The 24,777-nt window shown below is 44.9% G+C and carries 29 protein-coding genes; 12 read left to right on the top strand and 17 right to left on the bottom strand.

Annotated elements, in window-relative coordinates; all coding sequences use genetic code 11:
* Positions 1-430: 430 nt before the first annotated feature.
* Together QUB13_RS24600 and QUB13_RS24595 are read left to right on the top strand one after the other, a co-directional pair.
* Positions 431-1,537 (top strand): sensor histidine kinase, encoded by a 1,107-nt coding sequence (locus QUB13_RS24600; RefSeq protein ID WP_333386076.1) that lies wholly within the window; start codon positions 431-433, stop codon positions 1,535-1,537.
* Entirely contained in the window at positions 1,527-2,219 is a 693-nt protein-coding gene (locus QUB13_RS24595) for a response regulator transcription factor (RefSeq protein ID WP_194066094.1), read from the top strand. The genes QUB13_RS24600 and QUB13_RS24595 overlap by 11 nt, the downstream gene beginning before the upstream one ends.
* A gap of 361 nt (positions 2,220-2,580) precedes the next feature.
* On the opposite strand, the gene QUB13_RS24590 is transcribed toward QUB13_RS24595, so the two are convergent.
* Positions 2,581-5,103, bottom strand: coding sequence for a GH116 family glycosyl hydrolase (locus QUB13_RS24590; RefSeq protein ID WP_333386071.1), 2,523 nt, complete (start codon positions 5,101-5,103; stop codon positions 2,581-2,583).
* A 216-nt stretch (positions 5,104-5,319) separates the two neighbouring features.
* Between QUB13_RS24590 and QUB13_RS24585 the strand changes: the two genes are divergently transcribed.
* Positions 5,320-5,604 (top strand): type II toxin-antitoxin system Phd/YefM family antitoxin, encoded by a 285-nt coding sequence (locus QUB13_RS24585; protein ID WP_172187146.1) that lies wholly within the window; start codon positions 5,320-5,322, stop codon positions 5,602-5,604.
* Between the two features lie 2 nt (positions 5,605-5,606).
* Positions 5,607-5,930, top strand: coding sequence for a type II toxin-antitoxin system RelE/ParE family toxin (locus QUB13_RS24580; RefSeq protein WP_333386068.1), 324 nt, complete (start codon positions 5,607-5,609; stop codon positions 5,928-5,930).
* Positions 5,931-5,997: 67 nt separating this feature from the next.
* On the opposite strand, the gene QUB13_RS24575 is transcribed toward QUB13_RS24580, so the two are convergent.
* Positions 5,998-6,603 (bottom strand): Uma2 family endonuclease, encoded by a 606-nt coding sequence (locus tag QUB13_RS24575; protein ID WP_333386065.1) that lies wholly within the window; start codon positions 6,601-6,603, stop codon positions 5,998-6,000.
* Positions 6,604-6,643: 40 nt separating this feature from the next.
* Positions 6,644-7,189 carry a gamma carbonic anhydrase family protein gene (locus QUB13_RS24570; protein ID WP_333386062.1) on the bottom strand — a complete coding sequence of 182 codons (546 nt, stop codon included), beginning with the start codon at positions 7,187-7,189 and terminating at the stop codon, positions 6,644-6,646.
* Positions 7,190-7,295: 106 nt separating this feature from the next.
* On the opposite strand from QUB13_RS24570, the gene QUB13_RS24565 reads away from it, so the two are divergent.
* The 4 genes from QUB13_RS24565 to QUB13_RS24550 all read left to right on the top strand — a co-directional run bounded on the left by QUB13_RS24565 (position 7,296) and on the right by QUB13_RS24550 (position 11,636).
* On the top strand, positions 7,296-7,808 hold the full coding sequence (locus QUB13_RS24565; protein ID WP_333386059.1) for a TIGR02652 family protein: 513 nt from the start codon (positions 7,296-7,298) through the stop codon (positions 7,806-7,808).
* 199 nt (positions 7,809-8,007) lie between these two features.
* On the top strand, positions 8,008-8,445 hold the full coding sequence (locus QUB13_RS24560) for a VOC family protein (protein WP_333386056.1): 438 nt from the start codon (positions 8,008-8,010) through the stop codon (positions 8,443-8,445).
* A gap of 210 nt (positions 8,446-8,655) precedes the next feature.
* Positions 8,656-10,662, top strand: coding sequence for a heavy metal translocating P-type ATPase (locus tag QUB13_RS24555; RefSeq protein ID WP_333386052.1), 2,007 nt, complete (start codon positions 8,656-8,658; stop codon positions 10,660-10,662).
* A gap of 68 nt (positions 10,663-10,730) precedes the next feature.
* A complete protein-coding gene (locus QUB13_RS24550) occupies positions 10,731-11,636 on the top strand; it encodes a vitamin K epoxide reductase family protein (protein WP_333386048.1) in 906 nt (301 codons plus the stop codon).
* A gap of 288 nt (positions 11,637-11,924) precedes the next feature.
* Here QUB13_RS24550 and ctpB read toward each other — a convergent pair whose 3' ends face one another.
* Complete coding sequence (gene ctpB, locus QUB13_RS24545) at positions 11,925-13,244, bottom strand: carboxyl-terminal processing protease CtpB (protein WP_333386044.1); 1,320 nt, start codon at positions 13,242-13,244, stop codon at positions 11,925-11,927.
* Positions 13,245-13,440: 196 nt separating this feature from the next.
* Here ctpB and QUB13_RS24540 point away from each other — a divergent pair, with 196 nt between their 5' ends.
* The gene (locus tag QUB13_RS24540; protein WP_333386041.1) at positions 13,441-14,271 is read left to right on the top strand and encodes a hypothetical protein; all 831 of its coding nucleotides are present in this window, start codon (positions 13,441-13,443) and stop codon (positions 14,269-14,271) included.
* Between the two features lie 62 nt (positions 14,272-14,333).
* Here QUB13_RS24540 and QUB13_RS24535 read toward each other — a convergent pair whose 3' ends face one another.
* On the bottom strand, positions 14,334-14,909 hold the full coding sequence (locus QUB13_RS24535) for a pseudouridine synthase (RefSeq protein WP_333088165.1): 576 nt from the start codon (positions 14,907-14,909) through the stop codon (positions 14,334-14,336).
* 208 nt (positions 14,910-15,117) lie between these two features.
* Here QUB13_RS24535 and wecB point away from each other — a divergent pair, with 208 nt between their 5' ends.
* A complete protein-coding gene (wecB, locus tag QUB13_RS24530) occupies positions 15,118-16,248 on the top strand; it encodes a non-hydrolyzing UDP-N-acetylglucosamine 2-epimerase (RefSeq protein WP_333386037.1) in 1,131 nt (376 codons plus the stop codon).
* A 36-nt stretch (positions 16,249-16,284) separates the two neighbouring features.
* On the opposite strand, the gene QUB13_RS24525 is transcribed toward wecB, so the two are convergent.
* From QUB13_RS24525 to QUB13_RS24510, 4 genes are all read right to left on the bottom strand, one after another.
* Positions 16,285-18,114, bottom strand: a complete 1,830-nt coding sequence (locus QUB13_RS24525) for a sensor histidine kinase (RefSeq protein ID WP_333386034.1) — start codon at positions 18,112-18,114, stop codon at positions 16,285-16,287.
* Positions 18,115-18,254: 140 nt separating this feature from the next.
* A complete protein-coding gene (locus tag QUB13_RS24520; RefSeq protein ID WP_333386031.1) occupies positions 18,255-19,145 on the bottom strand; it encodes a substrate-binding domain-containing protein in 891 nt (296 codons plus the stop codon).
* A gap of 475 nt (positions 19,146-19,620) precedes the next feature.
* Entirely contained in the window at positions 19,621-20,139 is a 519-nt protein-coding gene (locus QUB13_RS24515; RefSeq protein WP_333386029.1) for a hypothetical protein, read from the bottom strand.
* A gap of 8 nt (positions 20,140-20,147) precedes the next feature.
* Complete coding sequence (locus QUB13_RS24510; protein WP_333386025.1) at positions 20,148-20,645, bottom strand: TIGR00725 family protein; 498 nt, start codon at positions 20,643-20,645, stop codon at positions 20,148-20,150.
* An 18-nt stretch (positions 20,646-20,663) separates the two neighbouring features.
* On the opposite strand from QUB13_RS24510, the gene QUB13_RS24505 reads away from it, so the two are divergent.
* Positions 20,664-21,023 (top strand): hypothetical protein, encoded by a 360-nt coding sequence (locus QUB13_RS24505; RefSeq protein ID WP_333386021.1) that lies wholly within the window; start codon positions 20,664-20,666, stop codon positions 21,021-21,023.
* Positions 21,008-21,253, top strand: a complete 246-nt coding sequence (locus tag QUB13_RS24500; protein WP_333386018.1) for a type II toxin-antitoxin system PemK/MazF family toxin — start codon at positions 21,008-21,010, stop codon at positions 21,251-21,253. Before QUB13_RS24505 ends, QUB13_RS24500 begins: the two co-directional genes overlap by 16 nt.
* 180 nt (positions 21,254-21,433) lie before the next feature.
* Here the strand turns inward: QUB13_RS24500 and QUB13_RS24495 are convergent, their stop codons facing one another.
* The 8 genes from QUB13_RS24495 to QUB13_RS24460 all read right to left on the bottom strand — a co-directional run bounded on the left by QUB13_RS24495 (position 21,434) and on the right by QUB13_RS24460 (position 24,752).
* A complete protein-coding gene (locus QUB13_RS24495; RefSeq protein WP_333386014.1) occupies positions 21,434-21,859 on the bottom strand; it encodes a hypothetical protein in 426 nt (141 codons plus the stop codon).
* Between the two features lie 20 nt (positions 21,860-21,879).
* Positions 21,880-22,200: a hypothetical protein gene (locus tag QUB13_RS24490; protein ID WP_106151198.1), complete on the bottom strand. Its 321-nt coding sequence runs from the start codon at positions 22,198-22,200 to the stop codon at positions 21,880-21,882.
* 253 nt (positions 22,201-22,453) lie between these two features.
* Entirely contained in the window at positions 22,454-22,855 is a 402-nt protein-coding gene (locus tag QUB13_RS24485; RefSeq protein WP_333386009.1) for a hypothetical protein, read from the bottom strand.
* A gap of 66 nt (positions 22,856-22,921) precedes the next feature.
* Positions 22,922-23,281: a DUF5615 family PIN-like protein gene (locus tag QUB13_RS24480; protein WP_333386006.1), complete on the bottom strand. Its 360-nt coding sequence runs from the start codon at positions 23,279-23,281 to the stop codon at positions 22,922-22,924.
* The gene (locus QUB13_RS24475; RefSeq protein ID WP_333386003.1) at positions 23,265-23,516 is read right to left on the bottom strand and encodes a DUF433 domain-containing protein; all 252 of its coding nucleotides are present in this window, start codon (positions 23,514-23,516) and stop codon (positions 23,265-23,267) included. The genes QUB13_RS24480 and QUB13_RS24475 overlap by 17 nt, the downstream gene beginning before the upstream one ends.
* Positions 23,517-23,775: 259 nt before the next feature.
* Positions 23,776-24,021: a hypothetical protein gene (locus tag QUB13_RS24470; protein ID WP_333386000.1), complete on the bottom strand. Its 246-nt coding sequence runs from the start codon at positions 24,019-24,021 to the stop codon at positions 23,776-23,778.
* 189 nt (positions 24,022-24,210) lie between these two features.
* Positions 24,211-24,573 carry a type II toxin-antitoxin system PemK/MazF family toxin gene (locus QUB13_RS24465; protein WP_333385997.1) on the bottom strand — a complete coding sequence of 121 codons (363 nt, stop codon included), beginning with the start codon at positions 24,571-24,573 and terminating at the stop codon, positions 24,211-24,213.
* Positions 24,531-24,752, bottom strand: coding sequence for a hypothetical protein (locus tag QUB13_RS24460; protein ID WP_333385994.1), 222 nt, complete (start codon positions 24,750-24,752; stop codon positions 24,531-24,533). The genes QUB13_RS24465 and QUB13_RS24460 overlap by 43 nt, the downstream gene beginning before the upstream one ends.
* Positions 24,753-24,777: the final 25 nt, after the last annotated feature.

Below are 24,777 nucleotides of genomic sequence, written 5' to 3'. Positions count from 1 at the left end.
TGATAATTAGTCTTAAGATATAAGTTACTGTTTAGAATTTGTGATTGTTTGCTATATATTTTTAGTAATAGGCGACTGTTTAGATGATGTTTAAAATCTATACTTGCAGGTATAGATGCTGTGTAAACGCTATTTTTTGCGGGACAATGTACTGAATATTTCAGGACTTATATCAAATCCTCTCTTCAGCAGAATAGTAAATTCACTGTTAACTGTTGACTGTTGACTGTTGACTGTTGACTGTTGACTGTTGACCGTTGGCTGTTAACATCATGTATGAGTGCAACCGGAATTGATATTACACACTCCGACTCAAAAAATAGGGTTTTTAGCACAATTAGGGGCTAAAATTGAGTTTTTGGGTAAAAAATCCAGATTTATGAGGGTCAATCTTTCCGGGAATGGTCATTTTAAAATGGATTAATTAGGAATGTTTAAAAGCTTATTGAAAATCCCCCAAAATGTACTACTTCAAGAGAAGTATTTGCGCGGAAGATGGTCGATCGCCATTTTGTTTGCTATTGTGATCGCGCTGGAATTTAGCACTCCCTCGGAGTATCTGTTTGGATACTTATACACGGGGCCGATTATACTGGCAAATTCGCGCTTGAGTCGGTTGGGGAAATTACAAATTACGCTGGTAGCGGCAGCTTTGACTCTGTTGAATGTGTTTATCCCTCCTGGAGAAACGATCGCCCTAGCAACTGTTGCAAATAGAGCGATCGCAGTTATGGCTTTGGGAGTGACGGGATATTTGAGCGATCGCAACCAGCAGTACCAAGAAGCGATCGCAGTCGCCAAAGCTCAGTTGCAGTCTCAGCAGCAGCTAGCCAGCATCCGAGAGGATTTTGTCTCTACTTTGACTCACGACTTGAAAACGCCGATGCTGGGGGCGATAGAAACAATTAAAGCTTTTAAATCGGCAAAATTTGGCGATGTTACTCCCAGTCAGCAAAAGGTTCTCGAAACAATGGCGCGATCGCACAAAATGTCGCTACAATTAGTAGAAACCCTGTTAGATATTTACCGCAACGATACTGAAGGTTTGAAACTGCAACTTGCTCCTGTAAATTTAGTAGCTTTAGCAACAGAGGTAATTGCCACACTCGCAGATTTATCGGCGGCGCGTCGAGTTTATATTAGTACGAGTTACGGAGAGTCAGATTTCCGTCGCTCTTTGTGGGTAAACGGCGATGCAGTCCAACTCCAGCGCGTTTTTGTTAATTTGCTAACAAACGCGCTCAACCATTCTCCCCGAGGCGGCAAAGTAGAAATTGTGATGGCATCTCATTCAAATTATCAGGTAGTGAAAGTGAGCGATAGCGGGTTGGGAATTACCGCAGGGGAACTCTCGCACCTATTCGAGCGTTTTTATCAAGGAAATAGCGATCGACAAGCTAAAGGATCGGGATTGGGATTATACTTATCTCGCCAAATTATTGACGCGCACGGCGGTATAATTTGGGCAGAAAACAAATTACCCCACGGTGCTTTGTTTGGATTCCGACTACCAGCAATCTCCGCCAATGAAACCTAATTCTCCCTTACGAATTCTGCTAGTTGAAGACGACGAACTGTTTCGGTTGGGACTGCAAACTCGATTGCAGCAGGAAAGTTGCTTGCAAATAATTGCCGAGGCGGAAGATGGCGAAACTGCGGTTGAATTGACTCAAGAATACTTGCCGGATGTGGTGGTTTTGGATGTAGGTTTGCCGGGAATTGGTGGTATTGAAGCGTGCCGCCAAATTAAACAGCGACATCCAGAAATTCCCATTTTAATTTTAACATCCCATTCCCAAAAATCGTTAATTGAAAGATTGATGGCTGCGGGAGCTCACGGATATTGTCTCAAGGGAATTGCGGCGGAAACTTTGGTTTTGGCAATTCGATCGGTAGCGTCGGGCGCTTCTTGGTGGGATAAGGGCGCAACTGCGGAAATTAGGGCAGTTTTTACTCATCCTGAACCTGTGAAAGTCGGGGGAAAATCGGAAGTTTTAGACAATCCGCTGACGAAGCGAGAACAGGAAATATTGGCTTTAGTTGCTAGTGGGAAAAGCAATCAGGAAATTGCACAAATATTGTACATTGTGCCGGGGACTGTGCGGGTGCACGTTCACGCGATTTTGCAAAAGTTAGAAGTGCGCGATCGCACTCAAGCAGCAGTGCTCGCCATTCAGAAAGGATTGGTAGCAGAAGAACTGTTAGGCGATCGATCTTAAGTCTGGTAGTTTATAATAATTGAGACTTACGCATCAAACCCAAAGAAACCCGGTTTTTTTGAGATTGAGGGTTTTCAGGCGTGTATTTTCCCAAAAACCCGGTTTATAGCTATAATACAGCGTATTCCAGGTTGATGAAATACACACTCCCAACCGGGTTTCTTTACAGTTCTTGCATCATATCAATTCCGGTTGCACTCCTCATGATGTTAACTGTTAACTGTTAATTGTTAACAGTCAACAGTGCAGGCGATAGTATAGTTTACGGTTGCTGTTGAACGATCGAACCACTATAGATGCTGATGACGTAAAGCCTCCAGAAAAGAGAGATCAATAAATCAGAGGCGGCATTAATTAGTGTTCACCTGCCAACATCTGCGGTTTTACGATTCAAAACATAGTAAATCGCCCAAATTGCCATCGCCCGCAAATAGTGACTCGCCCGAAAAGTCCCCCCCGCCGTAATCGCTTCCGGTGTCCGAAACTGCAACCCATTCTCATAAATTTGCTTCACCACCGCATCCGTCAATTTAAAGGCTTTATCCTCCATTCCCATCTGTACCAAAAAAGCAGCCAACCCAAAATTAATCCCCGTCCAAACTTCCAAAGGATGAGTCGCATTGGGATTTTCCGGCGAACCGTTCAGCATTACCCCATTCGCCGCACCAAACTTGCCATCGTTGAACTTCAAAAAACAAGAATCGTACACAGTTTCTAAAGCGCTGACTGCACATTCTGGCGGCACAATATCCGGCAATCCTAACAGCTTCGCGTAAAATTGACCGCACAATTGGTCTGCCATCACCACTTCCGATTTACTCTCGCTGTCCAAACGGTAATATTGACCGTTCCACAGTTTTTCTTGATAGCTAGGTCTTGCTTGTAACAGCCAACTGTGATATAATGCAATCTTCTCTTGGGGATTTGGAATTATCTCAGGTGCTGCATCTTCTAAGATTTCGCCGATCGCGATCGCACTCTCCAGCGCCGCCAACCACAAACCCCCGCAATACGCACTTATTCCCCGCATTTGCCAATCATCAAACGTCTGATCCGGCGCTCCCGAATTCTCAGGAATGCCGTCCCCATCTTCATCAAAGGTTTTCAGATAAGCCAAAGCCTCAACAATTGCCGGCCAACAATCTTGCAAAAACTCGCAATCTGTGCCGCCAGTCAACAAAAAGTCACGATAAACCTGCAACACAAAATCGCAAGGTAAATCCTTCCACAAATTGCAATCTTGATAGCTAGTATAATTGGTTTTCTCCCAAGGATGTTCGTTAGGCGCGCCCAAATCGTGCGGTGTCGCACCGACGGCTTTTCTAATCGCCGAAGCTTGATTCCAGCCCACAATTCTCGGCGTATCGTCACCAGCAGAAATTGCCCTAGCAAAAGCAATCATTACCGACTTTTCTAATTCCGGCCACAGCATCAACAAAGCAAAAGAACCGTAAAGACGCACGTCTAAACTTTCATACCAACGGTAATCAATGCACTCTAAAACCCCAAATTGACCCTTCGGATCCCGTTCGTCCGCCGCACTCCAAAGAGTACCGCCGTCAGTCAAAATGTACAACTCATTAAACAGCGCCATTTTGAAACTGTCGGACAAATCTGTGCGTTCTAAAATAGGTTTTTGCCAAGCTTCAATACTTTCGCGCCAAGTATCCGAATGCTTCATCGCCGTGCGAATAATCGGCCAAACATTTTTGCCATTCCGCCCGAAGAAATCGGTATAGCGGCGGTAGTAAGAAACTCCAGATGCAAATTCAGTAACGGGCAAATCCCAAGCTAAAATAAAGGGGATTTTGCGAGTTTTTCCCGGTCTAATTGTAAACCGAACTGCGATCGCACAAGCCAACTGTTCCCCGGCTGCTGCGGCTGTCTCGTCTCTGTCATCCAGCAAGAAACCTTCAGCCGAAAAATTGCGCCAAACATCATCGCCGTCCCCCGCCGGGTTCCAGCGAGTTTGATAGAATACTTCTACCGCCGGATTAGTCACAGTTGCGATCGCCCATTGTCCATCTCCCTCTTGCGGTTCGTCGCCAGCAGACAACCGCGTCATCACGCAACCTATACGGTGAAAATCTTCCACCAACAAATTCATATTCCCGGCACTTTCTCCCCACCGGGATTGATAGTCATAAAATGGACTACCATCATCTCGCACCATCACTTCCGGCGACTTGTTAGCATTAGTAAACCAACCAACAATATTTTCCCAAGTCAGCATGATGCTAAGAGTAATCGGCGCATCTGTAGGATTATGCGCCACCCATTCAAACATTGCAACTGGATAACTGCTTTCTTGATAATTATTCGGCAAAATTGGCGAAAATTGCTCGCAGCTTAATTGAGCTTCAAACACATTTTCGTAAACAAACCAACTGCGCGGATACAAAGCATGATAAGTCCCAGAATTCGACTCTTGTTCTATCCCTTCTTCCCTTCTTCCTTCTTCTTCTTCCCTTCTTCCTTCTTCCTTCTTCCTTCTTCCTTCTTCTTCTTCCCTTCTTCCTTCTTCCTTCTTCCTTCTTCCTTCACAAGGATACCATTTCCAACTAGATAAACTTCCATCTTTCGGCGGTTCTGCGGACAGTGCAAAAGCTTGTTTTTTGCCTTTTGTTTCTTCAAAAACGCTGAACTGACAAGCAGGTAAATTGCGAAAAATGTGCTCGCCGCCGTCGATGTGCCAGAGGTTGAAGTCGCCGCGGGGCGATCGCCCGATGCAGCCTGCACCGAACCCGCCCAGAGGCATTCCGTGCCAGGGGCCGTCGTCGAGATTGCTTGCGTAGCGGACTGTATAGGGATTGTCCCAACCCTGGCCGATCGAGCGTTTCCAGGCCTGCGGGGGGATGTTTGGGTTAGAGGTGCGATCATTCATGATTTATTTTTATCAGCAAAGGCGATCGGCGGAATTCCGGCAGAGCTTTAATAGTATATATAGGACTTACGCAAAAAACCCAGTTTCTGATTTAGATTTTAGATTTTAGATTGCAGCAAGCCACTTTATCGGGGCAGAATATCACCTAAGCTTAGATTGACAAACTCCGCAGGTATCGTTTAACATTTAATTAAATGCTAATTTCATGTCATCATTATGATTAACCTTTCAAGAGACATACATTCTCTCACCGATTTTAAACGTAATACGACTGAGTTTGTGCAGCGCCTCAAACAAACAAAACATCCTTTAGTTCTAACTGTCAATGGGAAAGCAGAGTTAGTTATTCAGGATGCTGAATCCTATCAGAAACTTTTAGATGCGGTTGAGTTATTAGAGACTTTAAAGGGAATTAAACTGGGTTTGGCACAAATGGATCGAGGGGAAGGGCAAAAAGCGGAGGATTTTTTCAATCAACTGTTTGATAAGCTAGACAGTTAGCCATGAATCAGAAATATCAAGTCATTATCCAACCCGCAGCGCAAAAAGCGATAGAGGAATCTTATTTTTGGTTGAGTAATCATTCTTCTCATAAGGCTAGAAATTGGTTAGAAGGCTTGTACAAAGCTATCTTATCGCTAGAAAATATGCCTTCTCGTTGTTCCTTCGCGTTTGAGAATAGTTTTTTTGACGAAGAAATACGACAACTTGTTTACGGCAAGAAACGAAATGCCTATCGGATTCTGTTTACGATTGTTGATGATAGCGTTCAGATTATTTTTGTGCGACACGCTGCCCAAAAACCGATGATAGATGAATCAGAATAAACTCCGTCGAAGTGTCGAAACCCTGACTACCCGTGCGTAATTCCTATATCTAGTTTGACACCCCACTTTAACGCGGCAGAATATCATCTAACCGCAGTTCCAAGCTTTTTAACAAAGGAGAAATAATCGGTTGTCCGAGGCGAAATTGTTGCTTGGTATAATCTTCATCAATTAGTTGACAAACGGTGATAGTAGGTTGTTTTGGTTTGCCGATAAAAGCTACGCCCCCCAATCCGCGATAATCAACGATCCAATATTCTGGAATTCCTAAAAGAGCATATTCTTCAACTTTTCTGGCGTAATCTGTTTCCCAATTAGTGCTGACTACTTCTACCACCAATTTAATAGATCGCCCCAGCGTAATCACTGGTTCTCTTTCCCAAAGTGGCTCGCTAACAATGGCGGTTTCATCTAACACCACAATATCGGGACGGCGGGCCGTAGCTGCGTCGGAAAACGGACGGATTAAACAAGTGCGGGGAATGAACCAAGGTAGTTTTTCTGCTGCGATGGCGATGCCGATTTGAGTTGCTAGTTTACCGCCGACGGTTTCGTGAGGGCCTGTAGGTGACGTGTCAACTAATTCTCCGTCAGCGAGCTCATAGCGGAAGTTATCACAATATCGATCGACAAATGTTTCAAAAGTTATGAGTTTTTGCGCGGTGTAAGCCATTGGAAACTAATAGTTTTTGCTGAAAATCTGATTCTATCAACTAACCAAATCCCAAATCAGAACCTTTCCCCGCGTGCACCAGAGCCAACTTTTCGTAACGCTTAGCGTGTTCCACCAACTCCGCAGATTCCTCCTCAGAGACCTCCCGCAGCCGCTTCGCAGGCACTCCCGCAACCAGCGTGCGAGGGGGAACGTCCTTCGTCACAACCGCCCCTGCACCGACGATCGAGCCTGTGCCCACCCTCACTCCGTCCAGGACGATCGCCCCAATCCCGATCAAACACCCCCGTTCAATGTAAGCTGAATGAATCACCGCTCGGTGTCCGACAGTCACAAAATCTTCCAAAATAGTCGGTTTTCCCGGATCGCCGTGCAGAATTGCTCCATCTTGGATATTGGTACTTTTACCGATCGCAATTCGCTCTACATCCCCCCGAACCACCGCCCCGTACCAAATACTAGCGCCCGCAGCCACCTCTACCCTGCCGATAACAACAGCACCTGGGGCGACAAACGCCACTTGGGACATATCGGGCCTGGGCCAATAAGCAGGAAGTAAAGGCAGAGGTTCGTTGAGATTGCTCATCTTTTTGGTCGATCGTGATACTTCTAGCAGATTAGCTGGTTGTTGATACGGGATATAATAAGACTATTTGCCACTTTTGCCGATAAATATGCTGGGACGCAAATAAATGATTGAAGTTGCCTTGCAATACCCGATGTTTGGCCCGGAAATTCAGTGTCCCCACTGTCGCCAAACAATTCCGGCTCTAACGCTGACGGATACCTATTTGTGTCCGCGTCACGGGGCATTTGAGGCAGATCCAAAAACCGGGGAACTGGTTCACCTTCAGTCAGGGCGGCACTGGCGCCGCTGGGAGGATGAATGGTATCGCCAGCACACCCACCCCGACGGGATTCGGTTTGAAATTCACGAAGCGCTCGATCGACTTTATACTCAAGGCTACCGAGCAACTCGCGTGATCGTTGCCCAACGCTATCGGGACTTAATCAGCACTTATTTGGAACGCAGCACGCCTTGGCGGGGCCAGTCGGAATCGTCGTCGCGCCCGAAGCTGTACGGTTTGCCGGTGGATTTTAGCCCAGATCCCCAAGAAGACCCTTGTTGGGAAGTGATTAATTTTGATTTGGAAAAAGAGCCGGGAGTTCCGGTTCGATATCCATATTTTCGGTTGTTTGAATAGTCAGTAGTCATTAGTTATTGGTTATTGGTTATTGGTTACTTGTTATTGGTTATTTGTTATTGGTTATTTGTTATTTGTTATTTGTTAGTTCCTATTCCCAATGCCCAATGCCCAATTCCCAATGCCCAATTACCTGTTTGGCCAATTCCCAATTCCCAATTCCCAATTCCCCAATCTAAAATCTAAAATCTAAAATCGAATGCACCACGCCTCGATTCGCACTGCTAACATTCACCGGGCGATCGCCTTTTACGAACAGTTAGGATTTACTGTCAGCGATCGCTTTACCACAGGTTACACCCTAGCCTGTTGGATGGAAGGTCTCAACGGACGCATCGAACTAATTCAAATCCCGGAACCAAAACCCGCACCGGATGCTTTCGATGACGAGCATTATGTTGGATATTATCATTTATCTTTCGATTTAACTGAGGCGACAACTGACTTGCCTAGTTGGTTGCAGTCTCTCAAAAAACAGTTTGAGGAAGCTGCTAAAGACCAACCAAACCAGTTTCAACCTTTGAAAGTTTTATTAGAACCGACTCAACAGGCGATCGGGCAAAATGTTTATGAAGTAGCTTTTATTGCCGATACAGACGGATTGCCTTTAGAATTTATCCGGCGGCTTAATTCATAACTAACCGCCGCTGATAATCGTTCTCTCTCTCAATCGTCAACTGAGAATAATTATTACTCTTAATCCCTAGTAACCTTCCCTAACAATTTAACAATTTTTTTCTAAAAAATAGCTAGATTTTGAATTCAAAATCTAGTATATTGTCTTTTTCCTATATAATATGAACATCTATTCATACTATCAGGCGTAAGTCAAAACCCCGGAAACACCATGCAAAAAGCCAAATCGAGCGATTCCGGTTGCTGTAGTCACGACGACCACGACGATCGCAGCCATGAGAATCATAACCACGGACACGACCACGGCCACGACCACGGGCACGACCACGGGCACGACCACGGGCACGGAGATTTCAATCTGAAGCAAGAATTGATTCCTGTTATATCCGTTGTTGTACTATTTGTCGGCGGTCTAATTTTTGAAGAAAAACTGCACAACACGCCCTATTCTATAGCTGAATATCTGGTTTTCATCCCCGCCTATCTTTTAAGCGGATGGAATGTTTTAACCAGCGCCGGCCGCAACATTCTGCGAGGCCGAGTGTTTGATGAAAATTTCTTGATGACTGTAGCAACACTGGGGGCTCTAGCCATTCACAAACTTCCAGAAGCCGTCGGGGTGATGTTGTTCTTCAAAATCGGAGAACTTTTTCAAGAATTTGCGATCGGGCGATCGCGTCAATCAATTCGATCGCTTTTAGAAATTCGCCCAGACAGCGCCAACCTCAAGCAAAATGGCGACATCAAAAAAGTTTCGCCCGAAACCGTAGCCGTCGGCGATATCATCCTAGTCAAACCGGGAGAAAAGATTCCCTTAGACGGCGAAATTATCGACGGAAACTCTCAAATTGACACCTCAGCACTAACCGGAGAATCAGTACCTCGAACCGTGAAAGTTGGAGAAACAGTTTTAGCAGGAACAATTAACCAGACAGGAGTTCTCACCGTCAAAGTTACCAAACTCTTCGGCGAATCTTCAATCTCCCGAATTCTGGAATTAGTAGAAAATGCCAGAAGCAAAAAAGCTGAAACTGAGAAATTTATCACCAAATTTGCTAGCTACTACACGCCGTTTGTAGTATTTGCATCCCTAGCAGTGGCTTTAATTCCGCCTTTGTTCATTTCTGGAGCAACTAATGCAGACAGATTTTTGTGGGTTTACCGCGCCTTAGTCTTGTTAGTTATTTCCTGCCCTTGCGGATTGGTAATTAGCATTCCTCTGGGATACTTCGGGGGAATTGGCGGTGCAGCCAAGCGCGGTATTTTGGTTAAAGGCTCGACTTTTTTAGATACGCTGACAGCAGTCAAAACAGTTGTTTTGGACAAAACAGGAACTCTGACAAAAGGAGTTTTTAAAGTAGCACAAATTGTACCTCAAAATGGTTTTTCCAAATCTCAGTTAATGGAAATAGCTGCAAAAGTAGAATCTCAATCTAATCACCCAGTTGCTAAATCTATTCTGGAAGCTTACGGCGGCAAAATAGATTCCTCGGAGGTTACAGATTACGAAGAAATAGCGGGACACGGCATCCGAGCCAAAGTAAATAATCAAATTGTGCTGGCGGGAAATGACCGTTTGCTGCACCGAGAAAACATCCCTCACGATGTTTGCAATGCTGAGGGTACGATCGTGCATTTGGCAGTAGACAACCGCTACGCTGGCTATATTTTGATTGCTGACGAGCTTAAAGACGACGCAGTACAGGCGATTCGCGACCTCAAGAAACTGGGTGTGGAGCGCATCGTGATGCTCACGGGAGACAATCAAGCTGTAGCCGATAGTGTTGCGAAAAAGCTCGGTTTAGATTCCTATTTAGCTGAGTTATTGCCCGAAGGAAAAGTTGAGGCGATCGAAAAACTGATCGCCCAATCTAAAAAAGGCGATAAAATAGTCTTTGTCGGGGATGGAATTAATGATGCACCAGTGCTTGCTAGAGCCGATGTGGGCATAGCGATGGGGGGTTTGGGTTCCGATGCGGCGATCGAAACTGCCGATATTGTGATTATGGCAGATGCACCGTCAAAGGTGGCGGAAGCGATCCAAATTGCCAGAAAAACTCACAATATTGTCTGGCAAAATATCATTTTTGCCATGTCAGTTAAAGCGATATTTATTGCTTTGGGTGCTTTTGGGTTAGCTACTATGTGGGAGGCAGTTTTTGCCGATGTTGGGGTGGCTTTAGCTGCAATTTTCAATGCTACTAGAGTGTTGAAATAGAGTTTTCCAAGGTGACTATTGCCTACCTGACACACAATTGAAACATACATTATGAGGTCAAAAATATTATGCTTCGTCAACGTTCTATGCCTTGGATTCACCGCTATTCCCGTCCGATCATGGCAGGAATTGCCTCGATAGGGGCTGTGATTACTGCCTATCTAACAGCAGTCAAGTTATCCAACGGAACGGCAGTTTGTCCGATCGCAGGCTGCGACATCGTGCTTTCGAGTCCCTATGCCTATGTCTTTGGCTTGCCTCTTTCTTTGTTCGGTTTTTTGGGCTATTTGAGCATGATAGTTTTTGCCGTAGCTCCCCTACTTGTTAATCCCACAGAAAAGAAGAGTCTCCGCTCTAAATTAGAGTCTTGGACGGGACTATTTTTGTTTGCTGGCGGCACAGCTATGACGATTTTTAGCGGCTATCTGATGTATGTACTGGCTGTTGATATCAAAGCAGCTTGTATTTACTGTATTGTGTCTGCTTTGTTTGCAGTTAGCTTGTTTGTCTTAGCATTAATTGGTCGCGAATGGGATGATATCGGACAACTATTTTTTATAGGAATTCTGGTATCTATGTTAGTGCTGATTTCCTCTGCTGGTCTTTATGCCGATGTGAATAATCTCGGTACTGCCAAGGAGACGAGCATGAATACTACAACATCTTCCGGTACTTCGGAAATTGCTTTAGCGCAGCATTTAAAAAAAGTGGGAGCTAAAATGTACGGATCTTATACCTGCTCTCACTGTCAAGCGCAGAAGGAAAGTTTTGGCAAAGAGGCGGCTCGAATTATCAATTATATCGAGTGCAATCCTCAAGGGAAAAATGCGAGGCCTGATCTTTGCCAAGCTGCGAAGATTAAAGGGACTCCGGCTTGGGAAATTAACGGTAAGTTTTACGAAGGGCAAAAATCGTTGCAGGAGTTAGCTGATTTATCTGGCTATCAGGGAAGTCGGGAATTTCAAAATCTTTAAAATCACGATCGCTGATTGATTGATTTTTTGCGATCGACCTTATCGCAGTCGATCGCCCGCACCTCATTTTAATTCCGGTTGCAATCCTGGTGATGTTAACTGTTAACAGTCAACAGTCAACAGTCAACAGTCAACAGTCAACAGTGAATTTACTATTCCGATGAAGAGAGGATTTGAGATCGCTGTGAATCGATCGCACTTGATACCAAGCTCAATCAAATTACCAAAATAAAACCCGCACTGGCGGGTTTTATCTAAAAGTTAATTGTAAATAACTGCCAATTTTAACTATTTCTTGACAGCAGGAGCCTCGTTAGCAGCAACGGGACGAGTTGACGAAGCGGTAGTTTTCAAAAGTGCGATCGCCTGCGCGTAAACAGGATCGTCCTTAGTCGCAACCAACATCGGTTTGTTAGCTAATTTCAGCTTTTCTGCGTCGCTGACTTCGACTTTGACATCGGGAGTAACGCCCTTGTGGCTGATATCAGTACCGTTGGGAGTATAGTAGTGAGCGATCGTCACCGCCAATCCCGAACCGTCAGACAAAGAATGCACCGACTGCACCAAAGCTTTGCCAAAAGTTTGGGTGCCCATCACAGTTGCGCGCTTGTTGTCCTTGAGAGCACCGGCCAAAATCTCGCTGGCGCTGGCGGAGTTGTCATCCACGAGCACCACCAAAGGCTTGTCAGTGATCGCAGTGCGGTTTGTCCGCATTTCCTGAGAATCGCCCACCCGATCGACTGTACGGACGATCGCCCCTGTATCCATCCACATCCGGGCAATATCAATGCTCACCCGCAGCAAACCGCCGGGATTCCCCCGCAAATCCAACACAAAAGCATCAGCTTTTTGAGCCGAGAGCTTTTTAATCGCCGCCTCCATTTGTTCGCCCGCGTGGGAACTAAACTCTTGCAAGCGGATGTAACCAACTTTCTCGCCCCCTTCATCCTTGAGGCTGTAGCGAACCGCAGCTACCTCAATTCTCGCCCTAGTCAGAGTGATATCAAACTCACTTTTGCCCTGACGAGCCATCCGCAGCGAGACTTTCGTGCCTTCATCGCCCCGAATTATCTGAGCCGCATCCGAGACAGTCAAGTCCTTGGTAGTTTTGCCATCAATCGCCAAAATCGTATCGCCCGCTTGAATCCCTGCTTTTAGGGCCGGGGAATTTTCCATCGGTTCGACTACCGTAATCGCTTTCGTTTTCTCGTCTTGTTCCAGCCTCATCCCCACCCCTGTCAGTTCCCCAGAGGTTTGATTCGTCAGCGCTTCGTACTGCTTTGGATCCATGAAGCGCGTGTAGGGGTCGTTTAATTTCTCTAGGGCTTTGCGGAGGGCGGTATAGGCTGCTTCGCGAGAGGTATAATTTTTGCTCAGCAACTCTTGGCGGGCCACTTGCCAATCAGTCTTGTTAAAGCTGCCATCGACGTATTCTCGGTTCACAATTTGCCAAGCTTCGTCTAAGACAGCTTTGGGGCTATCTTGAAGCTCGGCGCGGACTGATTGACTCAGCCCAGGAACGAGTAAAGATATCGAAGCGGTTGTGGCCATCGCCCCAGTGAACAGGGCTGCCTGTAACATAGAAAAGCGTTTGCGGGCTTGATTCATTGAATTATGGCTCAATTCGATTTTAGATTTTTGATTTGAGATTTTATATTGCTAAAAAATCTCAAACTACCATTTAAACTATTGTGTGGAGGCTCTACCATCCCTTTGGATAGTTTAACGAGATTCATCGCCGATCGCCAACCAATCATGACTGTATTTTAATAAACTTAATTTTAAACTTGGATTTGAAGGTGCCGTGGAAGCTAAAATCGAACAATTTTCGCGTAAGTGGTTGAGCCTGCTCATTAATGTAGCGATCGGCTCTGCAGCGCTGGCGGGAGTGATTACCATGCAGTCGATCGGGCAATTGGGCGGAATGCCCCCAGTTAGCAGCGTTCAGGGGCAGAAGCCTGTCTCTGCAATGTCTGCCGCCGATTTCAAGCAAGAAGCACAGCAAGAAGCCCTGCGGCTGAAAATGCTCAAAACACTTCCTAGTTTTGGGTTTGACAATTTAATGGCCGACTGGACATTTCTGAAATTTTTGCAGTATTTTGGCGACGATGAAGCCCGAGACGTGACGGGCTACAATCTCAGCGAAGATTATTTTGACATAATTACGCGACGCGACCCCAAGTGGGCTGACATCTACCTGTTTTTGTCCACAGCCGTTTCTTTTTATCAGGGAAAGCCGGAAACTGCTATTAAGTTGATAGAGCGCGGTACTAACGCACTTTCGCGGCAAAATCATCCCCAAGCGTGGATTGTGTGGCGAACCAAAGGTATTGATGAGTTGCTGTTGTTGGGCGATATTCCCGACTCAATTCACTCTCACGAAATGGCCGCTGATTGGGTAGAAAACACAGCCGACGGCCCGAAATTAGCGCCCATTTTTCGAGCCACTGCTGACTATTTGCGCCGAGATCCCGATAGCGTGCCGGTGCGGTTTAACGCTTGGAGTACGGTTTATGCTCAAACAACTGATAAGTTGGTGCGGCAAAGGGCGAAACAAGCTCTTGTTAAGTTGGGAGCTCAGGTAAAAAAAGATAAGGATGGAAACGAGAGTTTTATTTTGCCGCCCAGAAAGTAGTTGATTGTTGACTGTTGACTGTTGATTGTTAACGGTTGACTGTTGACTGTAATTCTGCAATCTCAAATCTCAAATCTCAAATCAGCTTGAGTTAATTCGCGCCATTCACCGGGTTTCAGGTCATTTAGTTGCAAATGCCCGATCGCACTTCTCACCAGCCGCAGCGTCGGAAACCCTACTGCTGCGGTCATCCGGCGCACTTGGCGGTTGCGGCCTTCTGTGAGAGTCATTTCCAGCCAAGCTGTGGGAATGTTTTTGCGAAATCGAATCGGGGGCTGGCGGGGCGGCAATTGGGGTTCTGCTGATAATAATTGCACTTTTGCCGATCGAGTCCGATAATCTTGAATTGTGACACCAGTTTGCAAAAGGGCGATCGCGCCTGCATCTGGAACCCGTTCCACCTGAACCAAGTAAGTGCGAGGATGAGCGAATTTTGGATCGCTGAGGCGGTGCTGCATTTGTCCGTCATCCGTTAACAGCAACAAACCTTCGCTATCGCGATCGAGCCTTCCCACCGCATAAACATCAGGAATCGGAATATAATCTTTCAGGGTACTGCGTTTATTCTCGCTGGAATTGTCAGTAAACTGAGTTAAAACATCGTAAGGTTTGTAAAATAGAATGTAGCGATAGGGCATGACCAATTAAAAATTAAAAATGTACAAATAGTGCAAGCAAAAACAATATAACTCCCAAAAAAACACCTTCTAACTCTATTCTCTCCTCCGCGCCCTCTGCGCCCTCTGCGGTTCATAAAAAAATAAATCTTATTCACCAACTATTCAAACCTGCTATAAAATATTCAGCCTTTAAGAGCAGCAAAAATCTCAACTACCCAATTTTACCATGCCCGAAGCCACACACCGCGTTTGTATCGTCCTAGGAACTCGCCCGGAAGCGATCAAACTAGCCGCTGTAATTCAACTGTTCAAAAATTCACCAATCTTTGACACCCAAGTAATTTTAACCGGTCAGCACCGAGAAATGGTCGAGCAAGTAATGCAAATGTTCGACCTGAAAGCCGATCGCGATTTAGCAATTATGCAGCACCAGCAAACCCTAACCGACATTACATCCCGCAGTTTGCAAGGTTTAGAAGCCTGCTTCAAAGATTTGCAGCCAGAAATCGTATTAGTGCAGGGCGATACAACAACAGCATTTGCAGCAGCTTTAGCTGCATTTTACCAGAAAATACCAGTCGGTCACGTAGAAGCCGGATTGCGGACAGACGACGTGTTCAATCCCTATCCCGAAGAGGCTAACCGACGGTTGATATCTCAGCTCACAAGGCTGCATTTTGCCCCAACAGCGCTGGCTGCTGAGAATTTAGGGCGATCGGGCGTTTTAGGAGAAATTCATCGTACAGGCAACACAGTAATCGACGCTTTGCTATCCGTCGCCAAACGCCAACCAGAATGCAACATTCCCAACTTAGATTGGAGCAAACATCGCACCATTTTAGCAACAGTCCACCGCCGCGAAAATTGGGGAAAACCCTTAGCAGGAATTGCCAGGGCATTCATCCAAATTCTCGATAAATTTCCCGATACAGCCTTACTCTTACCACTGCACAAAAATCCGACCGTTCGGGAACCTTTAAAATCTCTTTTAGGCGACCATTCAAGAATCTTTTTAACCGAACCTTTGGACTACGCCGAATTAGTAGGAGCCATGCAGAGAAGTCATTTAATCCTCACCGATTCTGGCGGTTTGCAAGAAGAAGCACCGAGTTTGGGCAAGCCTGTTTTAGTATTGCGAGAAACCACAGAAAGACCAGAAGCAATTGCTGCCGGAACCGCTAAACTTGTCGGTACAAATCCTGATACAATTACCGCAGCCGCCGCAGAATTGCTCAGTGATTCTACAGCTTACGACGCAATGGCAATGGCAATTAATCCCTTTGGTGACGGTTGGGCAGCAGCGCGGATTTTGAAAATAGTTGAAGAGTATTTTAGTGAGAAGATAGTTGACAGTTGACGGTTGACAGTGAGTCGAAAAACTGCAAACCGATTCTCAACTATTTATTGGCTGAGTCCGATCTATGGGAATCTCAATCACAAACTTCGTGCCTTCGCCCAGGGTGGAATCACACCACAGTTTTCCTCCATGCTTTTCCTTCACCACCTGATAGCTAATGGATAAGCCTAATCCTGTCCCTTTTCCTACGGGTTTAGTAGTGAAGAAGGGATCGAATAGGCGCGATCGCGCTTTCTCTGGAATGCCCGTACCGTTATCGGCGATCGCAATCTGCACCCACTGTTGTTCGGTTTTGGTAGTCATAATCCAAATCCGATTCGGTTGGTCAACAATATCCTGAAAACTACGTCCTTCATTGCTCTCTTCCAAAGCATCGATCGCATTTGATAGCAAGTTCATAAACACCTGATTAAGTTGACCTGCATAGCATTCTACCAGCGGTAACTCGCCATATTGTCTGACTACTTCAATGGTTGGGCGTTCTGGCTTGGCTTGAAGGCGATGTTCTAAAATCATCAAAGTGTCATCAATGCCTTCATGGAGATCGACAGCCTTGAATTCCGAGTGATCCAGACGAGAAAAGCTACGCAACGAAACCACAATGTCCCGAATGCGAGCGCTGCCCACTTTCATCGACTTAAGAATCTTAGTGAGATCCTCTTTTAGGAAGTTTAGATCCACATCCTCTAGGTCATCTTGAATTGATGGGGACGGGTTGGGATGATCCATTTGATAGGCATCTAGTAATCGCAGTAAGTCATGGATGTGATTGTTGAGATGAGACAGGTTGCCGTAGATAAAGCTGACCGGGTTGTTGATTTCGTGCGCTATCCCTGCCACCATTTGCCCCAGTGCCGACATTTTTTCGTGATGCACCATCTGACTCTGGGTGCGGTGCAGTTCTTCAAGGGTACTCTCTAGTTGTTGCACCTGTTGGTTCAGTTGCCGATCGCGAGCCATAAGTTGCTCTGCCATACTCTTAAATCCCTGAGCTAAAAGCCCCACTTCATCCTGACTGTCAACCGGAATACCAATCGCTAAATTGCCTCCGGCCAATTCCTGGGTTGCCTTAGTCAGTCTTTGAATGCGACGGCTCAGAGCTTGGGTGAGACGGAAACCTCCGATCGTCACGACTGCGATCAGGACACTTCCCAATAGACCAAAGCCACCCACCACCAACCATAAATGCTGTTCTGCTTGCTCCATTTCCTTAGCAGACTTGAGTACAGCAATTTGGAGAGTTGCCCTATCAAAACTTTGTAATTCGATTGTTGCGATCAGGTATTCTTCACCTGCAATCCTGATTTTGGTGGGCAACCCGTCTGGCTGTCGAAATTGCCAAGGTCGATCGCGCGGAAGTGGCAAAGTAGCAGCCGTCACCTTCTCGCCGTCAAAAGCCACCAAATGTATGGATGTGTCGCCGCGAATCGACTGGAGCGCTGTGTCGTCAATGGCTAATCCCGCAACCAAACCAGCTAGGATCTTTTGAGATGATTTGATTGATATTAACCCAATCATGGAAGACGGAGCCCTGTTTTGGGCCAGGAGAATTCCCGATAACTCTAGTCCGGTTCGGGCAGCACGGTTGACAGAGGCATCCTGCAATGTCGCCTGCCTTATTGCTCCCAACTGTGAAGACACTAAGACTTGACCATCAGCGTCAACTATTCTGATCAAATCCAGTTTAAAACCAGCTTGGATTGGTAATACTGTCCGCAGTAATAAAGGGCGATCGCCTGCCGCTACTGCTCTGATGACATCATTATCCTCGCTCACCGAACGGGCTTTCACACGGAGTGATTCTTGCCTTTGCTTTAGAGATTCCCGCAGCATACTAGCCAGATCCACGATCTCCTTTCGCGCCATCTGTTCTAAGTTGTTTCTAGCAAAATAACCAAAACCCAAGGTTCCGACAGTCCATAGACTCAGAAATGCCAACAACAGAGGTGATAACAACTTGACGGAAACGGGTAACCGCGCGTATCTGGATTGGATGGCCACAGCTCTTAATTCTTGGCGGATTGGGTCACGGAAATAAAGCCAGACTGCTCCATCGCGTTGATTCCTGGCGGACTAGAGATGTATTGAAGTAGCGCTTGGGTAGCCTCGGTCGGTTTTTTGTGCCAGAGAATTGAAATTGTCCGAACCATCGGATACTTGCCCGCTTTGACATTTTCTGGTGTTGGTTCAACCCCGTTGAGGCTGAGGTGGTTGACAGGTAGTTTATTGGAAATGGCGTGAGCAAGGGAAAAGGTACCGAGGCTGTAAGGAGTGCTTTGAATTGCGTCGATCAATTCCCCTTCTTTCCGAAATACTACTGCTTCTAATGAATTTTTTAAATCTGCTCCTAGGTAATATTTCCGCAATAGCCGCTTGGCAGATTCATCTTCTGGGCGATCGAGCAGCACAATTTTAGCATCGGTTCCTCCGAGTTCCTTCCAATTGGTGATAGTGCCGCTATAAATGCCTTTGATGTCTTCAGTAGTGAGGTTTTTTACCCCTGTGACGCTGGGATGAGTGGCAACTAAAAGGGCATCGTGGGCAACATCACTAGACTCTAAAGTGCCATCATTTTCTTCTGGCTTTAATGTTCTCGATATTGCACCTACATCGACTAATGTCTGTTTAACCCCATCAATTATATTTTCGGACTGCCCTGGTTCTAGTTGGGTAATTTTGACGTTTTTTGCGGTAGCTTCGTAGTTGGTTTGCAGCACCTTCATAAGACCCAACGTGCTGCTTGAGGCCCCAACTTTGATCGAGGTTTGGGTTTGCGTTGTGGCAGTCGTGGGCGCTGTTGTCGTCGTGGCACTGCTGGTCGTCGTACTGCAACTGGGAAGACCTAGAAGGGCGATCGCACTTAAAGCTAGGCTAAGTAAATTCTGTTTCCTGTTCAAATTCCTACGATCCTACGCTATTAAAGATGAGCTGGGCACTCAAAAACTCGATTTTTGAGTATTTTATCGCGATCGCAACTCTATCAATTGATTTTTAATTTTTGAGCGAGTTGCGAGTTGATATCTCACGGTTGATTTCACCCCTGCTAAATTTTATGCTACATAATTAAAATTTGCAATGAGTCGAGCGCAATGTTTTGTGATGCTGTTGAATATGATTAGCCACCGCATGATAGTTATGATAGATGCGATCGCAGACAATGCAGCCCGATCGAGTAAAAATTACTGTAACAGCTCAATCGGGAAGCTTTTTTCCTGACTAATTTATCTTAATTGCCAGTTACGGATGAGTTTTTTTTTTGAGCTTCACAGATCGATTTGCGATCGAGGTAAAACGACTAAAATCAGAAATCATTTGATTTAGGTGAGTTTCGGTGGTGTCGCTAAGAATGTTTGCCTTGTCAGTTAGATATTCTTAAGGAGAGGGAAGTTGTGGCACAAAATTGCTGCTGCCTTTATAACCGGATAAAAGAGCAAGTTTTTCCAAAGATTGCCTGCCGGTGTAATATTTTCCCCGAATTTCCCAAGTGGGATAAGCTTGAATCTTCGCAGCTTTGCACAAATCCGGTTGAGCATTTTTTCCCCTGGGATCGCACTCAATGTAAGTAATCGCGGTAAATGCTTGTTTGCCGAAAAGTTCTTGTTGGGTGTGACAGTGAGGACACCAGTAAGCACCGTACATTTTAGCTTCGATCGCCTGCAAATGGGTTGCTAAAGCTATTTGATCCGGCGCGGATTCGCTAAGAATCGGGGGCGCTTCTGGTTCGGTAACAGGCTGTGCGGCAGGAGGTGGAGGGAGGGTTTGTGCTAAAGTTTGAGTGGATTGGTTGCTGAAGCTTAACTGTGCAATTCCTCCGTCTGCTTTGGTACTGCCGAAAATCCCCAGAGTTAGGAAAATTGCGATCGCACAAAAGTTGAATTTGCTTACTTTCATCTTGAATTTCATCTGGGATTTGCTAGGATTTCGCGAGCTTGATTCATAGCCTCTACAGCATTGTGTACCACAAAAATGTTATTTTTGCCTAAATCTTTAAAGAAAAGTTGACTTTCCCAGCTATGATTTAACAAAATAACTTGCTTGTGAGCTTTGATGGCGAGGGCAATTTCCGAAGCTGTGCCCGCGCCCGTACCGCAGGCAATTATCACATCTGAAGAAAGAATATTAATGTTATTTCTGGCGTTTCCCATATCGGTGACAATGGCAATATCTACAGCTTCGGAAATGCCACGAGTATCTTTCCCCGGAAGGATGCCGATTGTTAAGCCGTTAGCTGATTTTGCACCTTTGTTGGCGGCATCCATCACGCCGAGATTTCGGCCGCCAGTTAGCAATATCCATCCAGCTTCGGCGATGAGTTGTCCGAGTTGATAGGCGTTTTCTAAGTCGGTTGATGTGGCACTTTCGCCTGGGCCCATGATGCCGACGATGATTTTTTTCATGGTTTTAGAGTAAATAGGGTGTTATTAATACTTGCTAGTTTTTTGGCGCTATCTGCGAATGTATGTTATCATATAAATAGTGGTTTCTTCAAAACATTTTTTAACATAACTAACTTCCCTAATTTTCCTAGTATTTTTCCTATCAAAGAGCAAACATTTAAACTAGATGAATCTCAGATAAAATTTTTAGACCTCTGTCAAAAATATGGATTTAAAGATGCTAGTGAATTAGTTATAATGGCGATTCAACGGTTGGAAATAGCGTTAGAAACGGAGCAGTTGAAAGAATCTGCGATGCTCTATGCAGAAGTTTATGCAGAAGATACAGAGTTACAGGAATTGGCGGAATTAGGTTTAGAAGAATGGCTGAAGCTATAAAATTAAAACGCGGTTTAATTATTGAAGTTAATCTCGCTCCAACGAAGGGTTCTGAAACGGGGAAAATTAGACCTTGTGTTGTTGTGACCAACAATACTTATAATGAGCGAGTTCCTGTAATCCAGGTTGTTCCAATTACTGCTTGGAGTGAAAAAAAAGCCAAGATTAAAAGTAATGTGGAGATTGAACCGTCTGAAAGAAATGGATTGACAAAAAAAATCTATTGCTGATTTTTTGCAAACGCGCCCTATTGATTATAGTTCTCGTGGGGTAGATATCCGAGGTGAACTTGAACCAGAGGTGATAATAAAAATTGATCTAGCTCTCAGAATCGTGTTTGCTTTGTAATTTTCAAGCTTTTCAAAGAAGAAATAATCAATAGGTTAAGAGGCGATCGGTATTTTTGGTACTTATGAACTGAGTTCTAAGGGTTGTTTGACCAATTGTTCGACAACTAGCGATCGACAAACAGCTTCAATTTTATTATTTCCACCAATTTCAAATAACAGATGCAGCCACTCATTAGGAGAAAGGGATAGATTTTCTAACCAAGGAGAGGGAGTAACTTGCTCCCAGCCGACGATTGTACCGAGGTTCGCAGGTTTTTCATTTAACTCATCAGAATTGGGGTTGAGTTGTACATCCAGTCGAATGCAGGTTTTGAGAATAATGTTTAAAAATTGGTCATTGGTAGCAACTTCAGAAGTAGAATTAGTTGAATTGAGTTGCCAATAGTAGTTGAGATTGAGGACATAATCATAGGGAAATTGCCACCCCATCGATAGCAGTTCTGATTCGGTAAAATCGTATTGTTGCCAAATTTCTTCAAAGTTCATAGTCTGATGAATAAATGGGGTTAAGGGAGCAGAATAAAGTGTGTGTCTCCACGACTTCCGGGTTTTCCTGATGCGTTTAGGGGTTGTTCTGCGGGTGCGCCACCTCCAGGGCCATTGTAAACGCGAGCATAGGATGAACCATCAGGTTGAGTCATAATTCTGACACTGTATTGAGTGTTTGGGCTTGTCCAAATTGTACCCGCACCGCTTTTTGAGCCTCCTCTAGCTGGAGTGGATATCCAACCCGAAGCAGTAAGTTCTGTTTCGAGGGTGATTTTATCGATTCCACTGACAAGGAAATTAAGAACATCTGTGACAGTTAGGATGTTACCTGATGACATAGTTCATGGAAGTTGGGTTTTGGGTGCGGGAATACTGAGAGATCGATCGCCCTTCATGATTATAAAACGGGCGAGATCCCTTCTGAATTGTTAGAAAGGGATCTAGCTCTTTTTTTACCGCAGATGGACGCAGATTAACGCGGATGCAGGAAGGGCGATCGCTCGTTTGATGAATTATGGGCGATCGGCTTTTTGGATTTGGGTGAAAAAGGGATCTCGCCATGATTGATTGAGAAAGCTTAAAAAATAGACATTAATTTTTCACTTCCTGAAAAATCTTATAATATTCGCAAATTATTTCAATAAAAATATCCCCTTCTAACCGAAAATAGCTCAAAGCAGATAAATCTAAATTAGCAGGAGAATTGAAAGGATAAGACAGCGAAGATAAGAAAGTTTCAGCATTTTCTTCAACCTTTCTGAGTTCGACTTCTCCTACCCAAAAACAGTAATTTTCATCATCGGAATTGATGGGGCGAGAAATCACTAGGTGAAGAATGCGATCGAACTCGATCGCTACATCTCCCACTTCGGGGCCAAAGGTGAAGTCTAAACGCAAGCCAAGATTTTGAGGGCGAAGTGAAACCCCTACTAAATCGGCACTTTTTAAGTCTTCTAAAAAGGTTTTGAGGTTGAGTGCGATCGCGGTTGTCATAGAATCACTTTTCCTCCGGCAAGTAGAAGCGATCGCCTTTCTGGATTATCCTGAGAAAGGGATCACTCAAAGACTAATGGAAACAACATCCCCAGCATCATTAATGCGAATTGCCGAACCTGCTGGCAGGGACGATATCATAGTGCTAACTTGTCTCATCAAAGGTACAAGATGGTCGGGTCTTGTACTGCTAGAATCTAAGACCACAATTCTAATAACATAACTTGCTAGATTTTGTTGATAGGGAAGATTTTTATCAGCCGTGATAAAAACATCAAAAGGATGATTCTCCGTTCGATCCAGAATTTCCCTGTCTTTTAGCCCTCTCCACCCCATGTCATACACATTGCTGATTGAATGACCCTCGTCTAAGAAAGGCTGCTTCAGTTTTTGACTCAAGAGATTTTCATCAAGCAATATAAGCATTTGAATCACTTTCTAGCGAGAGCATCATTTTAGTTATATTTTCTAGGACTTTAATTGCCTGACTTTCTAGGTAAGGAAAATCATTAATAAATTCTGCGAAACCGCTTTCACCTTCCAGGTAGTCAAAAAAAGTCTTTAAAGGGACGCGGCTGCCGACAAATACGGGGACACCGCTCATAATTTCTGGATCGCGGTGAATAATCCCTTTTCTTTGCAGTAATTCTTCTATTTTCACGGTCTTTACTCCTTTATATCAAAAGAAGTGGGCAAGTGTAGCTGTAACTTATAGGTAATCGTATCATAAATTCAGCAGAAGCGATCGCCCTTCTGAATGTGACTGAGAAAGAGAACTCGCTCTTTTTTAACCGCAGATGGACGCAGATTAACGCAGATTCAAGAAGGGCGATCGCTCTTTTTTAACCGCAGATGGACGCAGATGAACGCGGATGTCAGAAGGGCGATCGATCTTTTGATAAATAATGAGCGATCGCACCCTATTTCTTTTGGGGAAATTCTACCAATTCTGATTCCTTAAGACGTTGCGATAATAGGCAATCTTCAAAGCTGAAAGCTTCTGAGTCTAGAAAACTAGCAATTGCCATTTCGATCGCAGCTTCCATAGAACATTCTAGCTGCGTAGCTTTTTCCATCAAAGCGACTTTCACATAGTCAGGTACATAAGTCATCAGCGAATGAATAGCTTTTGGTGGCAGGTGTTGGATTTTGAGTGTCTGAGTCATTGTTCTCTGGGGATTTTAACGTTGTAGGGAGGATTTGTAGCTTGAAGGATGAGGGTTTCTAATTCATATAATAACCCTGGTTTTTGCCATTGGTTGAGGGTAACGAAAAGTAGAATCGAGATACCTTTGCGAATAGTTCCAAAAGGGCGATCGCTTTTATTGTTGGTGAGAGTTAGTTGAGGGCGATCGCTATAATTCCAGATAGCGCTGCAAAATCTCTTGAGCTTGGGAAAGTAGTTCTGATTCAAGTTGGCCAAGTTGTTGTACTAATCTAGTTTTATCGAAAGTCATGGGATCGACACAGACTAGCAAACTGTCTGCGTTTAAACCATTTTGTGGGGATGCGGGTACAAATATCACAGCAGCAGAAATCCGAGGATAGTGAGGACGAGCTGAGGTAAACGGCAAAACTGTTATTTTGCTGCGCCGCTCGTTAAATAACGTACCAGAAATCACTAATGCCGGTCGCGTTTTGCGTATTTCTGTTCCGACTGACGGATCAAATCTAGCTACCCAGATACTTCCCAGTCGGTAATCGCTTGAGTTTGCCATTCTTCATCCCACCCTAAATTTAGTTCGTCAACTAGCTGGCAAGCTTCTGCTAAAGCTTGGTTTTCTTGCTGTTTTCGCCATTGTTGCAAGAGTGATTCTATCAAAGCACTGGGGTTTTGCACTTTTTGATTGATGTATGTGAGTAAGTCTTCTGGCAAGCAGATAGAGATGTCGTTCATTGGTTAATAAGAATAATTTTTTGTG

It is taken from the genome of Microcoleus sp. B4-D4 (assembly GCF_036705185.1).
Taxonomy (GTDB): domain Bacteria; phylum Cyanobacteriota; class Cyanobacteriia; order Cyanobacteriales; family Microcoleaceae; genus Microcoleus.
This window is presented reverse-complemented; position numbering and strand designations above follow the sequence as displayed.